Origin of the sequence: Methanohalophilus profundi (genome assembly GCF_004137855.1) — an archaeon.
Classification (GTDB): Archaea; Halobacteriota; Methanosarcinia; order Methanosarcinales; family Methanosarcinaceae; genus Methanohalophilus; species Methanohalophilus profundi.
On the sequence record NZ_QBKB01000002.1, the window covers coordinates 1,404,969 to 1,420,348 of the forward strand.

Sequence of the window (15,380 nt, forward strand, 5' to 3'; positions counted from 1 at the left end):
TGGTTACTTGAAGATCAACACTTATGCAGGAGCAGGCTTGCTTTTGATTGTCTTTATCGTTGTGGTGGCCGCAGTTGTCCTTTCCCCGGGGTGTGCGGATGATGGTGGTACAGGTGTGAATGAAAGTGTGGATGCCCACACATTGAACAACGGTACGGAACTGTCCGGCCAGTGGGGCGGTAGCACAGTGAATGCTTCCACCGGGGATTATTTCTCAGTACGCCTGGAGGAAAACCCCTCCACAGGATACCAGTGGAACCTGACAACCTTTGATGGAATCAAACTTGTGGAAGATGAATTTGAACCACCGGCAGATGAGGATGTCGTGGGTGCAGCAGGTTTCCGTGTATGGACCTTCAGGATCATGGATGACGGAAAACAGCAGATTGATGCCATCTACAAGCGTCCCTGGGAAAACGTCACGGGTGAGGAAGACACTTTCAGCCTGACACTGGAAGTTGAAGGAGAACCGGTTGACCCTGTACAAGGCGATGATGTTGAGTATATCTACGGCACAGCCAATGTGGATAACATAGAAATAATGGTCATGGAATCCTTCCCGGTCCAGGTCAGTGTCCAGGCCATCGGCTACCTGTCGGATGGTTGCACCGTGATCGATGAGGCCAATATCACAACTGAAAGGACTGGCAACACATTCAATGTCCATATTCCGACCAAGCGCCCTAAGGATGCCATGTGTACCCAGGCCCTTGTGCCCTTCGAGATCAACGTACCCCTTGATGTCTATGGTCTGGAGAAGGGTAATTACACAGTGGATGTGAATGGTGTGCAGGATTCGTTTGAATTGCAGACGGATAATGTGCTTGAGTGAGGATGGGTGATCTGGGTGCCGAACTCATGTTGTGGAGTTTGGCATTATTTTTTTGTGGGTTTTTTGTGGAGTTCAAAAAAGTTCTTAAGCGCCGGGGTTGGGATTCGAACCCAAGCACCCCGTTAGGGGAAACAGGTCTCGAGCCTGCCGCGTTTGGACTCCGCGGCAACTTTGTAAGCCGTTGGATTAGTCCGCTCTGCCACCCCGGCACAATGTGCTTGGCTTGAAGGAGTTTATGGCTTAAAAAGGTATCGAAGGGCGCAATTATTAGAAATCAAAGAGGCTTTTCTGGTTCTTTGCCTCTGGTGTCGGGTCATCGGGATCGGCTTTATGGGAACTGGATTTTGTGTTTGCTTTCAAATTCTCGGGCAGCTCTATCCAGCCGTATTTGCCCCCTCCGCCAGGATGCAGGATCACGTCCTCATTCCTGAAGGCTTCGATGCTTCTCACAATCCGGGGGTCCACGAAATCCAGCTGTGGGATGTCGGCTTCCAGCAGCACCGCGGTCTCGCTGGCGAAACGCTCCACCAGGGCATTCCAGGCACTGCTCACACCCTTTGTATTGATGCTTGCATGACCCAGGGCCATCATTATGATCTCTGCCAGGGGTATCAGGTGCAGGTAATCCGGACGGTGGGAAGGGTGTTTCGGGGTATCATAGTTGGCCAGTTCGTTCACCCGGTCTGCCACTCCTTTCTTGATCTGGCCACCACAAACCCGGCAATTCCAATCCAGGTTCATTGCTTCTTCCATTGGGTAATGCCGGTAACACCTGATACAGGCCGACTCGTTATACTTGCCTTCCTGCGGGAAGAAACCCACATTGAGCACACAGCCATACCCCTCTTTCCTCAGGATCGCCTTTTCCACACCTTCAAAGGACACTTCAGGAACCTCCAGGCGGTTGAATTCCCGGGCCAGTTTGTTGGACCAGGGAGAATGGGCATCGGAATTTGAAAGAAATGTCAAATCCTGCAGTTCTTCGATCCTGTCTGCATAATCACTGTCAGCGCTCAGGCCCAACTCCAGGAAAGCAATATTATCAGTCATATCCCCGTAGCAACTTTCCAGGCTGTCATGGTAGGCATACATGGCAGTCCAGGGGGTAAACGCATGACAGGGGCCGATGAGGGCTCCGACATCGGTTGCAATCTCTGCAATCTGGCCTCCGTCCAGTTTCAGTGTTGGCCTGCCGTCAACGGCGAGGTCTCCGTATCCGGCCACCTTTTGTGCCAGTTCTTCTGCTTTGGATATGGAGGGGACTAGCAGCAGATGGTGTACCCTGTTTTTGTCCTCAATTTCAGTTGTAAGAATAAAAGAAGTATCATCAATGGCGACCGTCTCGTCATCCTGTGCATATTCCTTGATCTCACAAAGCCATCTGGGATGTATGCAATCTCCTGTTGCCACAAGATTGATTCCCTTTTTAGCGGCTTCCCGGGCCATTACAGGCAGTTCCATCTTTTGGGAACAGGCCATGGAATATTTGGAATGCAGGTGCAGGTCGGCATTGATCAACATGCTTACCCGATATAACCCAGATCCTCATCCGTTGGTGTTTCAGGAAGCATCTGTTGCTGTTGTTGCTGCTGTTTGGCTTCTACGAGGTTGGCCACGATTTTTTCCATTTCCTTGGCACGTTCCTCAAGTTCACTGATATCAACCTCGATATCAAGTATACTGCTCAGCACAGCAAGCAGTGACTGGGCACTTTTCGGGTCAACGAGATATCCGGATGTGTATCCCATAAGGCATGCAGCATCAATATCCCTAAACTTGCTCAGGCCAAGAAGAAGTCCAGAAGCTCCAACAATTCCGCCGTTGGGTTCTTTTTCCTTGAAGGTAACTCCGTGCTCTTTTAGGCTTTCTGTAAGGTCTTCCTGATTCACGGCACCCATAACTTCATCAACATGGTCCAGCTGTCCCGTTGGGAATCCTCCGAGAGTAAAGATTTTGGAAACTCCGTACTCTTCGGCAATATCCAGGTACAGGTCACACAGCTCGTAATGCCCTTCTGAATTTGTACTTTGCTGGTCTCCTGCAAGCAGCAGGATATCCTTGCCATTTACCTGAAATGTATAGAAAGCGTTACTTACAAGTCTCACAGTACTATTTTCATCCACAAGTACCTGAGGCGGGAATGAGGTGGAGTATATTTCCAGAAGTTTTTCTGCTTCGAATTGTTCGATGAGATGATCAACAACAAGTTTGCCTACATGTCCCACACCCGGCAGGCCGACAAGCAGGGTGGAATCCTGAATTTCAATCTCAGTATTTTGACGCACGATTTTTGTATTCTGCATTGGAATCAATTCCTTTTGCTCAATCTGCGATATTTCCCGTATGGATCACGGGGAGAATAGCGTGCAGGCGAAGGTTTGATGGTCCTCTCCCCGCACTTGGGACACGTTTCCTGTAGGGTGTATTCCCCACAGGAAATGCATTTCAAAATCTTTTTACCCAATCGTCATCACGCCTTGGCAGTTTCTGCATGCCTGTGGAAGGCACCTTCTCCGCCAAGATATTCTATTTTTTCGATGGCCTTTTCTGCAGATTCCTTCAGGACAGATTCTGCAACCTTATAATCGGGAGCTATTACCCTGATGCGATATCTGGGTGCACCTGTATATGTTATATCCAGACGGACATCTTCCATCTTCACTTCACTGGCGGCCTTTAAGGCCTCCTTAATGATCTCGATTCCGTTCGGTGCAGTACTTGTAAGGTCTATATGTCCCGAAATCTCCACAAACGGCAGTTTGATATTATCCTGTGCGAGTTTGACAATGATTTCAACAACTTTTTTATCTATCTTGAGGTTGCTGAAGGCATCTTCCCCGCGCATGGCAGCTTCTTCAAAGGCAGAATATTTACTTCCGAATTCTGTGTCAAAAGAATCTTCTATTTCCTGAAGTTGCTGTTTGTCGAGTCTTGCTTCTTCTGCGACGAACTGTAGCCATTTCTCAGCCTTCTGTTCGTTCTTCCATTCCTGGATCTTTGCCCTTTTCTGATGCTCATTTACATCCTTGAGGGAAAGATCAATATGGCGACGTGAAGTATCTACTCTCAGGACCTTACAGACAATTTTCTGTCCTTCCCTGACGTAATCCCTCACATATTTGACCCATCCTGCCTTAATCTCAGATATATGGATGAATCCTTCTTTTCCGTCGTATTCCTCAAGAGTCGTGTAGGCGCCAAAGTCAGTGACATTTTTTACCGCACAGACTACAAAATCACCGACTTCAGGCCATTTGTTGTTGTCCATTAATATCCCTTTATTCGAGTACTTCCAGTATATGTGTTGTAATTGCAGATTTTCCGCCAGTTGGTTCTGCAAGGGTCCTGCCGCATACAAGACAGTTTACTTTCTGGCTTGCACTGCCAAAAATAACCTGCTCATTGGAGCAATCATTGCATTTTACTTTCAAAAATCTGCTGTTTGGTTCGGCCATTTTATGCTCACTCCTTGAAATCGAATTTCTTTGCACGGAAGCAGGGTCTCTGATGTGCCTTGTTGCACTTGCTGCAACGGTATCGCAGGGCAATCCTTTTTGTTGGTTTGTCACCACTTGGGACCTTGGAGAACTTCCCACTGTTTCCTATACCAGTATGCCTTTTCTTCTGCCTTCTGATACGTGTGGTCATTGATTCCCTGCCCTTTTTAACCTTTTCAGCAACATGTTCTGTATGGGTTTTGCAGTAAGGGCAGTATGTTCTGAACCTTTTTGGGATCTTCATTATCTTCACACCTTTAATGTTGATTTTTATTCCTGATTTATTGGATATGCAGCACCGCGTTTTACCAGTCCCTGAGCATTCATGGAAGGCAAAACCACAACGTCTTCTGCTGCAAGTGTATAATTGAGATTATCCATCGCTTTTATGGTAGGAAGGTCTTTCAATATTCGGACAACAAAGTATTCCTTACTTATATTGTTTTTGCCCGTTTCTTCCTCTGCAGGGAGTTCCTGCGAGATGGTCCCGTTTTCCTCTTCTTCATCAGATATTATAGTTTCTTTCGCAAACCCCTTGTCCTGTCTATCCTGAGGATTCATGATAGGTTCGAGCAATTCGGATCTTGCAACCTGGATTGCTGAAAGGGTGGCCTCAAAAACTTTGCGTTCGGATTCCAGGAGTTTGTCAAGGTCCTGTCTGGATGAGATATTGGAAAATGCATTTGAGGTTGCTCTGGATGTTATTTTACGGATTCTCCTGATAAAGATCGTTTCCACATCATTGAGGGCACTTTGCATTTCGTCTTCTAGAATCTTTGATTCAACTGATCGTGGATTGTTGATTTTTTTGATTTCCTCTTCCAATTCCCTTATATATTCATCAACTTTTTCATAAAAATCGTAGGGAAGGGAATTTAAAGACGAGCTGTTTTCCTGACGGAGAATACTCTTTAGTTCAGTACGATCCATATTCAGCAACCCCTCTGCACATTAAATACACCGCTGCATATTCGGGAAGTTCCTGTACTCCCTCTTCAACCCGGATATCCAGATCCATCATTTGTACTTCAAAAGGCTTTATGGCTTTTAACGTTACCGGCCTGTCCGAAAAAGCAACAGCATCCTGAAGTGGTTTGAAATCCTCCATGTCTTCCAGACTTAATGGAATAACCTTCATTCCGGAGCCGCCATGCAGGGAACCCGGTAATCGTATCAATCTCTTTATATCTGCGGTGACCGGTTCATCCACCTGTGCCGAACCTGCCAGTGTGACACGATGCTGGTCGATTGTATTATCAAAAAACCGGGCCATTATAGCTTTGAAATCCCTGATTTTCCCAAAATCCAGTCTTCCTCTGCGTATATCTTCCAGGGCTTTACTGTCTCTGGATATCCGGTTCATCTGTTGCTGTGTTTTTTTGCCGAATCCCTTTATATGCTTTATATCTGCAAATCGTTCTTTTTCTTCCTTTTGTCCTTCTTCTTCAAGATATGAGGCAATATACTCAGCAAGTCTTTTTCCCCATCCTGTATCGGGATTTTTGATGACATACTTGGAAAGTATCTCCGTTCGATCGTTGAAGGTTCGTGTGCCGGTTCCATGGTCTCCGATCATGAATTCTTTCTGGTAGAAATATTCAGATTTAATCCCCTTTCCTCCCACGTAATCCACAATTTCCCTTCTCTGGGACTTTCCAGATTCCATATAAGAGGATCAGTTATATGGAAGTGGTACCCCCTGCCACCCGAAAAGACGGCCTTTATATTATCTTCATCAAAACCAAAATCATCTACCAGAAAATCCAGCAGTCTCAGCGATTCTGTTTTAACCATTTCCAGCATTGCTGCATAGGAAGTAGGTGCATCCTGCAAGTGATCAGCATCCAGATCAAAAATAAGGTCTGCGCCCTTCCATTTTTTCTCTTTCATTGTAGGTGCATCGGGATAATCATAAAGGGCAACCGAGTGATACACATGGGCCGGTTGCATTGATACAAGATAATCTCTGAGTTCTCCTCCCGTACCGAATGCTTTATGCCTGTACATCATGGTTTCAGGCATGGAATCATACGATATGAATCCCCATTCACGTTTGGTCAGGGAATGGGGAACATGTATCTTTGCTTCCCTGTAATAATCATGGAACCTTGATTTGAGATAGCGTTTTGTTGATGTGTTCATCTTCAGTGCCTTCTCCATCTCTAATTTTTATCGGGGATATTAATCTATTGCACAAAACTTTATAGCCCCTTCCCCAATTAGTACAGTTTATGAAAGAAGAGATGACAAGTGCGGATGTGGCAGCACTGGCAACGGAACTTGGCACAGGGGAGAATTCTCTGGTCGATTCCAAGATAGGCAAGATTTATCAGCCTGGTGAGAGCCTTTTGCGTATCCACCTCTATATTTTTAAGAAAGGCAAGGCCAATCTTTTAATTGAAGCCGGAAGCAGGTTGCACCTTAGTGAATATATTCCTCCCAGCCCTAAAAACCCGCAATCCTTTCCTATGCTTTTGCGTAAACATATAATGGGTGGACGTATAACTTATTTCAGGCAATATGATTTTGACCGTATTATTGAGATTGGTATAAATAGAGGGGACAATGAGACCGTTCTTGTCATAGAGATATTTGGACAGGGCAACATAATATTGCTGGACTGCGATAGAAAAATCATTCTGCCTATGAACCCTGTTACATATAAGGGAAGACGTATCAGGAGTGGTGAGATCTACCAGTACCCTGAAGCGCAGTTGACACCTCTTGATGTGAATGAGGACCAGTTATGTGAAGTGTTTTCACATTCCGATTCTGATGTAGTGCGGACCCTGGCAACACGTTTTAATCTGGGCGGCATCCTCTCAGAAGAAGTCTGTCTGCGAAGTGGTATCGACAAAACCCTTCCTGCTTCGGAGGTAAATCCGCAGGTCGCCTCTAAATTGATTGAAGCAATAGGTGTCCTTTTCTCCCCTCTGGAAAAGGGGCAGTTGAACCCCTGCACTGTCAGCAAACCGGATTCAAAAGAAACATTTGATGTAGTGCCCTTTGATCTTGAAAAATATTCAGATTTTGAAAAGAATTACTATGATTCATTCAATAAGGCACTGGATGATTTCTTTGGCAAAAGAGCTGCAAAATCCCTGGAACAAAAAAAGGAAGCCACTGTGAAAGAAAAAACAGAAGATGTTTTCCAGCGCAGGCTCAAACAACAAGAGGGTGCCATTAAGAAATTTGAGAAAGATATAGAGAAAAACACCTCCATTGCCGAGAAGATATATGAACACTATCAGGACATTGAGCAATTACTGCAAACACTGCTTGATGCCCGTGAAAAAGATTATTCCTGGAAAGAAATCCAGTCAATAATCTCGGATGCAAAGGATGAATTGCCTGCGGCTAAAAAGATAGTAAATATCGATGGTTCACAGGGTCTTGTACTGCTGGACCTTGACGGCAAGAAGGTGAATATTGATGTACGGCTGACAGTCCCCCAGAATGCCATGCGCTATTATGAGAAAGCCAAGAAACTGGAAAAGAAGCGTAAAGGGGCCCTTGCTGCAATAGAAGATACGAAAAAGGCAATGCAAAAGAAAAAAGCTGCACCTAAAAAGCATTTCAAGGTAGTGCACAAGAAACACTGGTATGAACGTTTCAGATGGTTCTTTTCTTCAGATGGTTTCCTTGTGGTAGGTGGCAGGGATGCCACAACCAATGAGGAACTTGTAAAGAAGTACATGGAAAAAAGGGATCTCGTATTCCATACTCAGGCACCAGGTGCCCCGATTACGGTTGTCAAGACAGAGGGAAAGGACATTCCTGAAACAACCTTGCAGGAAGCAGCGGAGTTTGTGGTTTCATTTTCAAGTATCTGGAAGGGTGGACAGTTTAGCGGGGATTGCTACTGGATCTATCCCGAACAGGTCACAAAGACGCCGGAATCCGGGGAGTACCTCAAGAAAGGTTCCTTTATAATCCGTGGTGAGCGTAATTATTACCGGGATGTGCCTGTCAGGGCTGCGGTGGGCCTGGAACTCAAACCCGAGACCCGGGCAATCGGCGGTCCTGTCTCGGCTGTGAAAGCGCGGGGTGAACATGTGGTAGAACTGACACCCGGCAAATTCAACCAGAACGATATAGCAAAGAAAATATACCGTATATATGTAGAAAAGTTAAAGGATGTACATTTTGTAAAACAGATAGCATCCCCTGACAAGATTGCCAATGTACTGCCCCCGGGCGAATCAGATATCAAAAAGTGAATCGTGATTGTATGAGAGTTACCAAAAAAACCTGAAAGGAAATGAAGGGGAGATCACCGTAGTACCGGAGACCCTGGATGACCTCTGGCATCTTAAGTACATAATCGAGAAAGGTGATCTTGTATTTGCCTTGACCAAACGCAAATCCGATTCTGCAAACGATAAGATACGCCCTGAAAAAACCGAGAAGAAGACTGTGCGGCTTGGTATCAGGGTCGAAAACCTGGAATTCCATAAGTTTTCCAACCGTCTCAGGATTCATGGTCCAATTGAGCACGGAATGGATGCCGGTTCTTATCATACCCTGAATGTCGAGGACGGGGTTGATATTTCCATAATAAAGCGCTGGAAAAAAGACCAGATTGAAAGGATCAATGAGGCAGAGGCATCCTCGAAAAAACCGGGCGTAATAATTGTTGCAGTCGAGGAAGGGGATGCCGACATCGGGCTTGTGCGCCACTATGGTGTAGAATCCTATGCCCATATATGCCAGTCTTCGGGTAAAGGGGAAGGCACTTTAAGAGAGGTCTTTTTCAATGAGATTCTTGACAAGCTTAAATATGTGGTTTCAGATTCTCAGTCTGTCGTGGTTGCAGGACCCGGCTTTACCAAGGATGATTTTCTCAAATATGTTGAATCAAATGACCCTGAGCTTGCGGCAGGTATCATCGTGGAGGACACTTCTTCGATAGGCACATCTGGTTTCCAGGAAGTGCTGCGTAGAGGTGCGGTTGATAGGATTATGGAGCAATCACGTATAGCCCGGGAAGCATCTCTCATGGAGTCCCTGCTAAAGGAAATAGCTATGGATGGCAAAGTTGTCTATGGAGTGGAGGAAGTTAAGCGGGCCAACAATTACGGTTCGATTGAAACGCTTCTCATTTCCGATGAATTCCTGCTGCATGAACGGGAGAAAGGCGAAGGTGGAGGAATTGACTCTTTCATTAGGAATGTGGAGTATTCCCAGGGAAAGCTTGTGGTTTTCAGTACAGAGTTTGAACCCGGGCAAAAACTGGAAGCGCTTGGTGGAATTGCCGCACTCCTGAGATTTAAGGTGTGATCAGTGTTTGCGAATGGCCCTGTCGTTACACTCTATGGATGCCATTTCCTTGCCATCCATGAACATCCGTACTGTTCCGCCACTTTCTGAAACAGTTATCGCAACTGCCACGGTGTCCCTGGTTATAGCAGCTGCTGATACATGCCTGCCTCCCAGTCCCTTATTTATCCCTATGTCCTTTGCATCAACATCCAGGTAACGACCTGCGGCATGCACTACTCCTTCTTTAGATATTATAAATACACCATCAAGCAGAGCAAATTCTTTAATCGATTCCCGATTGTTTTTCTTTAAGATGTTCCTTTCATCCTCAGGATGGCCTGAATAAGGGTTGAGGATCATCTGGTGGGAGCGCTGCATCACTTCTTCCAGATCACCGATTATAAAAGCTGTACCTACGGGACTGCCTTCCCTGCCTGTGTAAGCAATTTCCAGGGCAATTTTAAGAACCGCTCTTATTACTTCAGGAGAGACTCTCTGTTCAAATTTTTCCAGGGCTTTTAAGAGTGGATTCCCTGAAATATTATGGACTATCACAGCACCTGAATCATCTGTAATTACCAGTCCTACAACATTTCCTTTTTTAATATTCCCGACTGCCTGCTCAATAGCTGCTGCATTTTCTACATCTTCTATGGAAACCGCAGTATCTCTCTGAATCTGGTTGACAATTTGTTTCAATCTTCCTTCTTCTTCGTCAAGAGGTATCAGGCTTTCAACAGCACTTCTCGATGGGTTTGCAGCAAAGTAGACGGGTATGTCACAACAAAATAAATTCCTATCAACTTCTCCTGATACGATTATTGCAGAGGCTTTAATTTGTGTTGCAGTTTCAAGTGCGGATTTTACAAGTATGTCAGCGGTGTCCATTTCATCCCCGTTTTCTTTTATTTAGATTATATTTTTGCTACTATTAATTTTTGTCTATATAATAAAATAAGGTTTAGTATCCTGTGTCGTTATTCTATTAAAGAATACCATTAATTTGACTATGGTGATTTGGTTTGGTAAGAACATTTGTTGCTGTGGAGTTCCCGGTGGATTTTACGCAGATAGTAAAAGAGGTGCAGGAAAATTTCAGGGAACTGGGAAAAATGAAGATTGTCCCTGCGGAACTGGTCCATGTTACCTTGAAATTCCTGGGAGAAGTAGATGAAGGCAAAGTTTTGGATGTAGAACAATCACTTGAAAATATTTCCTGTGAGCCTTTTCAATGCCTTATAAAAGGGGCAGGGGTGTTCCCCAATGTCAGAAAACCGCGTGTATTATGGCTTGGTATCGAAGGTGATTTTGATCCTTTGCATAAGCAGGTTGAATATTACCTTGAAAAAGAAGGTTTTGAACCCGATTCACGTGAATTTACCGCTCATGCAACCATTGCACGAATAAGACACATTCCTCGCTCCAATATGAACCAGTTTGCCAGTATAGTTAAGGAAATGGGAGATGTCGAATTCGGGAAATTTACGGTTGACAATTTCAGGCTAAAAAAAAGTATATTGACTCCAGAAGGGCCTGTATATGAAACCCTCCGGCAGTTCAACCTTTAAATTATTCATATTTAGCAAACCCGCTTGACCGGCTAATTTCTTTTTCACTGTTTATAAGGAGGCATTCCACTCCTTCCAGCTTTTCTATCATTTCAAGCCCTTTTTCTTCTTTCATCACAAAAACAGTAGTTGCAAGTGCATCTGCCTCCATGGCTGTAGGAGCTATTATCGTTGCACTGATCAGGTGTGAAACCGGGTAGCCTGTGCGAGGATCTGCGATGTGTGATACGCTGGCGGACTTGTTGTAGTAGCGTTCGTAGTTGCCGCTGGTCGCAACAGCTATATTGCGGGCATTGATTATTGTTATTGGTTTTGCTTTTTTATCCGGGTCCTGAAGGCCTATGGACCATTCCTGTCCATCGGGTTTTTCTCCTATATATCGTCCGTCTCCACCAGCATTGACAAATCCGTCTTCAATTCCGTTTTCCTGCAGGCTTTCTATTGCCCTGTCTACAGCATATCCCTTGGCAATTCCTCCAAGAACGATTCCCATATTATTTCCAATAATTATTGTGTTGTCATTTATGGTAATATTCGAGGAATTTACAAGGGAAAGTGTGTTGTTTATTTCTTTTTCTGAAGGGGGGACATTGGGTTTATCGGGTCCGAATTTGCTTGCCCAGAGGTCCAGTACAGGCTTTACAGTTATGTCAAATGCCCCGTCGCTGATCTGTGAATAGTAAATTCCACGTTCAATTACGTATATCAGATCATCACTGGCATTTTCTATATCCTTGTTCTCATTGAGGATGTATATTTCACTGCTGTTGTTATAGGAATCAAGCAGGTTGGATGCCCTTTCCATTTTCATGAAAGCATCTTCAATGCTGTTATATGCATGTACTTCATTGTTGTCCACAACCGTTATTGTGACACCTGTGTCCATCAGCATTCTTGTCTGGCTATATGTGCGGTATTCTTCAGGATTATCTTCTGAGGTGGATTGCACGAATGCAAATCCAACAGTTATAATGATTATTAATGTAAGAATCAACATGTATTTCGGGTTCATGCGAAGGGAAATGAGGTGTTTTATTTTAAACTTAATTCGAAATCTATAAATATATTCAATTGGTCAGTTCTGCCTTAATAATAACAAATCACGATTATGTAATCATTCCTGCTTTATGGTTGTATACTCGCCACAATGGCGGATGTCTGATGCGCAAGCAGGTTATATAGAAGGAATATATTGTTGCCTGAATGGCTCGATTGGTATTATGACCAGTATCTGAAGAAGTTGCAAAATTATAATGTGTGATCTTTATGGCAAGTTTGAAAGCAAGTCTCGTTGCGGTTTCATTTATCGTCCTTGTATTAGCAGGGATAAACCTGTATTTGGGATACAGTGGAAACGATCTTCTTGCACAGCACTATATGACAGATGGAGAATGGACAGACTCAAGTTGTGGCGGCTGTCATATGGGTGTGTATGAAGAAGTTGCCGAGTCCTCTCATGTACAGAGGGACATCGCCCAGTGGGAACCCCTAACCAACTATCAAGTTGATGTTCAGGGAGAAGAACAGTGGGTGAAAGAATATGGGCGCTATCATCCGGGCGGGGGTGAACTGGAAGAATACGGCGTTGATATCGATTGTATGAGCTGCCATGAACAATATGGCTTATACGATGCTGAAAAGAGAGCAATGGCTTTTGAATCAGGTAATTTCTCCGCTGCCAACGATGCTGCTTTGGAAGATGCCATTCCTGTGGTTCAGCAGGATCCTTTGCATGTGGCCACCTATACCCTTGATGTGGTAACGCCTCTGCCAATGCTCGTAGCTTTCCATGATGCTGTGAATGCTGCCCCGACCAAGACTTCATGCATAGACAGCTGTCATGAGATGAATGTCCCGACAACTGCTGTGATGTGGGCTTCAGAGGACTACGAAGAATACGATGTGCATGCTGAAGTCAACTGTGTGGAATGTCACACTACAGAAGAACACAACATTGCCGGTAGTGAAATACCTGAACCGGAAACCGGAGATAATCAGATCAGCAATGGACAAGAGGAGTCGGTGCACGGTGAACTGGTTTCTATGAAAAGTTGTGAGGATTCTGATTGTCATGAGGGAATCTCTCACGGCCCAATTGCAGATGCTCACCTGGAATTCCTGGAATGCCAGTCGTGTCATATCCCGGCTCTCCCGGGTGGTGAATTGCCCGGTGGAACTCCACTTCAGTTTTTTAACTGGTCCTCAGGCGAACGTGTGGATTCTCACAGAATGGAAGACTTTGCTCCACAACTTGCCTGGTCCGATGGTGTAAAGGAAGGTAAACTCAATTTGCCCGACAGCAAGAATGACAGTGGTGTGAAACTTGCTCCTTTCAATGTGGTAACAGGTAGCTGGTGGGATGCAGGCCAAGATCCCGATGTCCTTGCCAATCCGCATACCAGTGCTTCAAAGGGTAATCCGATACCGACATCCGAGGTAAAGGCAGCTGATTCAAATGGTGATGGAACGGTAACTTCTGAGGAAATGCAGACTTATGATGGTGACAGTGATGGTACACCGGATTATCCGAATGCTGTCCTGAGGCAGGTTGATCTTCACTATAAGCTGGGACACAATATTGCAGGTTCTGAAACCGGAATGGCCGAGCCTCTTATGTGTGATGACTGCCATGGGGTCTCTGCTTCGGAAACTCTTCAGCAAGTCCACTTTGAGGAAAGGCCGGATTGTCTTACCTGTCATGAAGTGCAGCCTGTAATTGACTGGGCGGCTCTTGGATATGACAGTGATCCTGCAGAAACCGATCCTCCAACCAATTTCTCCGCAAAGACCATAGATATTACAATACCCGGGGCAAAGCCACCTGAGGTAGAAAGGGAGCCTGCATTCTAAGGAGCTGGTATCAAATGGCAGAAATAAATGTAATGGAAACAATCCCTGAAAAAATGATAATTCCTCTCAAGCAGCACAATGGGGATATTTGTGAACCTCTTGTAAGCAAGGGGGAAGTTGTTAAGGTTGGCCAGAAGATCGGTGAATGTCCCTCTGATAAATGTGCTGCAATCCATTCCAGTGTCTGCGGGGAAGTGGTTTCAGTTGAGGAAAGTTCACATCCATCCGGCAACAGGATAAACAGCGTAGTTATACAGCCCATAGAAGAAACAGAATGTGAAGATTTCACTCCTTTCAAAGATTCCGGTAAGGAGCAGTTAATCTCGGCTATCAAAGAGGCAGGTATCGTGGAAAATTACGGTAATCCCACTCACCTGGTATTGAATCCTCCTGATTGTGATATCGATACAGTTTTGATCAATGCCACCGCATCGGAATGGGTCGGTCATAACTATGAAACTCCCCTGGAATATGCATCACAGATGCTTGATTCACTCCGTTTGTTGATGAAAGCTGCCGGTGCCAGCCGGGGGGTCATTGTTCTGAGAAATGATGATAAAGATTCAATCGATGCCTTTGATGGCCTGGATTATGAGGGTAAAACTATAATGGTGGCCCCTCTTCTCGGTAAAAGAAGGGTTGATTATTATTTCAATGACCAGAATACTGATATCATCGTAGTTTCACAGGACAAAATATACGGCAAAAATATTTTTGAATATTTCACTTATAATGTGACGGGCAGGAAAGTATCTTTCCGTTGCACTCCTGCCAGTGCAGGGGTTGCTATATGTGGAGTAAAATCCGCAAAAGCCATTCATGACCTGGTCAATACCGGAATGCCATATATAGAAACGGTGGTTACTGTTTCCGGTCAGGTGAATAACCCTCAGCATCTACTGGTAAAAATAGGTACCACATTCAGGGATGTCATAGAAGCCTGTGGTGGTTATAGTGGTGAACCTGCGAAACTGATCTCAAATGGTGTAATCACAGGAGTGGCACAGTATGAGGAAGAAGTCCCGGTTACCAAAATGACTACCTCGATTATAGTTCAGGGTAAAGATGAAGTACGAAAGGATATTTCGAAGGAATGTATCCATTGTGCCCGCTGTGTCGACGTGTGCCCCGTAGACCTGATCCCAAACAGGATAGCAGCTCTTGCAAATCAGGGTCGTTTTGATGAATGCAAGCAGATGCATGTGGAAAATTGTATAGAATGCGGTAGATGTTCCTCGGTATGTCCCAGCAAGATACACATAATGCAGTTGCTACAGTATTCCGAGGAAGCTATTGCAAAAGCATATGAAGATTTGTCTGAAAAGGAATCATCGAATCTTAAATTAGGATGTGCATGCGGAAGTGAATAAC

At 44.9% G+C, this 15,380-nt stretch carries 14 protein-coding genes, 1 tRNA gene and 2 pseudogenes; 6 read left to right on the top strand and 11 right to left on the bottom strand.

The features are described 5' to 3' along the window. Positions 1 to 7 precede the first annotated feature (7 nt). The gene (locus tag C9889_RS07485) at positions 8 to 832 is read left to right on the top strand and encodes a protease inhibitor I42 family protein (RefSeq protein ID WP_129598375.1); all 825 of its coding nucleotides are present in this window, start codon (positions 8 to 10) and stop codon (positions 830 to 832) included. An 89-nt stretch (positions 833 to 921) separates the two neighbouring features. On the opposite strand, the gene C9889_RS10120 is transcribed toward C9889_RS07485, so the two are convergent. From C9889_RS10120 to priS, 9 genes and pseudogenes are all read right to left on the bottom strand, one after another. Beyond that, a tRNA-Ser gene (locus C9889_RS10120) sits at positions 922 to 1,041 on the bottom strand. A 58-nt stretch (positions 1,042 to 1,099) separates the two neighbouring features. Then, positions 1,100 to 2,353, bottom strand: coding sequence for a TIGR00375 family protein (locus C9889_RS07490; protein WP_129598377.1), 1,254 nt, complete (start codon positions 2,351 to 2,353; stop codon positions 1,100 to 1,102). Positions 2,354 to 2,355: 2 nt separating this feature from the next. Continuing rightward, positions 2,356 to 3,135 (bottom strand): proteasome assembly chaperone family protein, encoded by a 780-nt coding sequence (locus C9889_RS07495; protein ID WP_129598379.1) that lies wholly within the window; start codon positions 3,133 to 3,135, stop codon positions 2,356 to 2,358. Positions 3,136 to 3,140: 5 nt separating this feature from the next. Then, entirely contained in the window at positions 3,141 to 3,296 is a 156-nt protein-coding gene (locus tag C9889_RS07500) for an RNA-protein complex protein Nop10 (RefSeq protein ID WP_013038144.1), read from the bottom strand. Between the two features lie 6 nt (positions 3,297 to 3,302). Next, positions 3,303 to 4,100 carry a translation initiation factor IF-2 subunit alpha gene (locus tag C9889_RS07505; protein ID WP_129598381.1) on the bottom strand — a complete coding sequence of 266 codons (798 nt, stop codon included), beginning with the start codon at positions 4,098 to 4,100 and terminating at the stop codon, positions 3,303 to 3,305. Between the two features lie 10 nt (positions 4,101 to 4,110). Continuing rightward, positions 4,111 to 4,287, bottom strand: coding sequence for a 30S ribosomal protein S27e (locus C9889_RS07510; RefSeq protein ID WP_129598383.1), 177 nt, complete (start codon positions 4,285 to 4,287; stop codon positions 4,111 to 4,113). A gap of 7 nt (positions 4,288 to 4,294) precedes the next feature. Next, positions 4,295 to 4,573 carry a 50S ribosomal protein L44e gene (locus tag C9889_RS07515; protein WP_013038141.1) on the bottom strand — a complete coding sequence of 93 codons (279 nt, stop codon included), beginning with the start codon at positions 4,571 to 4,573 and terminating at the stop codon, positions 4,295 to 4,297. Positions 4,574 to 4,599: 26 nt separating this feature from the next. Continuing rightward, complete coding sequence (locus C9889_RS07520) at positions 4,600 to 5,259, bottom strand: hypothetical protein (RefSeq protein WP_129598385.1); 660 nt, start codon at positions 5,257 to 5,259, stop codon at positions 4,600 to 4,602. Beyond that, positions 5,246 to 6,471: pseudogene (priS, locus tag C9889_RS07525) on the bottom strand (DNA primase catalytic subunit PriS). Before priS ends, C9889_RS07520 begins: the two are co-directional and overlap by 14 nt. A gap of 89 nt (positions 6,472 to 6,560) precedes the next feature. Between priS and rqcH the strand changes: the two are divergent. Both rqcH and C9889_RS07535 read left to right on the top strand, forming a co-directional pair. Then, on the top strand, positions 6,561 to 8,549 hold the full coding sequence (gene rqcH, locus C9889_RS07530; RefSeq protein ID WP_129598387.1) for a ribosome rescue protein RqcH: 1,989 nt from the start codon (positions 6,561 to 6,563) through the stop codon (positions 8,547 to 8,549). Positions 8,550 to 8,560: 11 nt separating this feature from the next. Continuing rightward, positions 8,561 to 9,609: pseudogene (locus C9889_RS07535) on the top strand (mRNA surveillance protein pelota). Here C9889_RS07535 and C9889_RS07540 read toward each other — a convergent pair. Beyond that, positions 9,610 to 10,479: a DNA integrity scanning protein DisA nucleotide-binding domain protein gene (locus tag C9889_RS07540; protein ID WP_129598391.1), complete on the bottom strand. Its 870-nt coding sequence runs from the start codon at positions 10,477 to 10,479 to the stop codon at positions 9,610 to 9,612. Positions 10,480 to 10,613: 134 nt separating this feature from the next. Between C9889_RS07540 and thpR the strand changes: the two genes are divergently transcribed. Beyond that, positions 10,614 to 11,159 carry an RNA 2',3'-cyclic phosphodiesterase gene (gene thpR, locus C9889_RS07545; RefSeq protein ID WP_129598393.1) on the top strand — a complete coding sequence of 182 codons (546 nt, stop codon included), beginning with the start codon at positions 10,614 to 10,616 and terminating at the stop codon, positions 11,157 to 11,159. Between the two features lies 1 nt (position 11,160). Here thpR and C9889_RS07550 read toward each other — a convergent pair whose 3' ends face one another. Beyond that, entirely contained in the window at positions 11,161 to 12,171 is a 1,011-nt protein-coding gene (locus C9889_RS07550; protein ID WP_129598395.1) for an FAD:protein FMN transferase, read from the bottom strand. Between the two features lie 254 nt (positions 12,172 to 12,425). Here C9889_RS07550 and mmcA point away from each other — a divergent pair, with 254 nt between their 5' ends. Both mmcA and rnfC read left to right on the top strand, forming a co-directional pair. Next, entirely contained in the window at positions 12,426 to 14,009 is a 1,584-nt protein-coding gene (mmcA, locus tag C9889_RS07555) for a methanogenesis multiheme c-type cytochrome (protein WP_129598397.1), read from the top strand. Between the two features lie 14 nt (positions 14,010 to 14,023). Further along, positions 14,024 to 15,379, top strand: a complete 1,356-nt coding sequence (rnfC, locus tag C9889_RS07560; protein ID WP_129598399.1) for an Rnf electron transport complex subunit RnfC — start codon at positions 14,024 to 14,026, stop codon at positions 15,377 to 15,379. The last annotated feature ends 1 nt before the right edge of the window (position 15,380 follow it).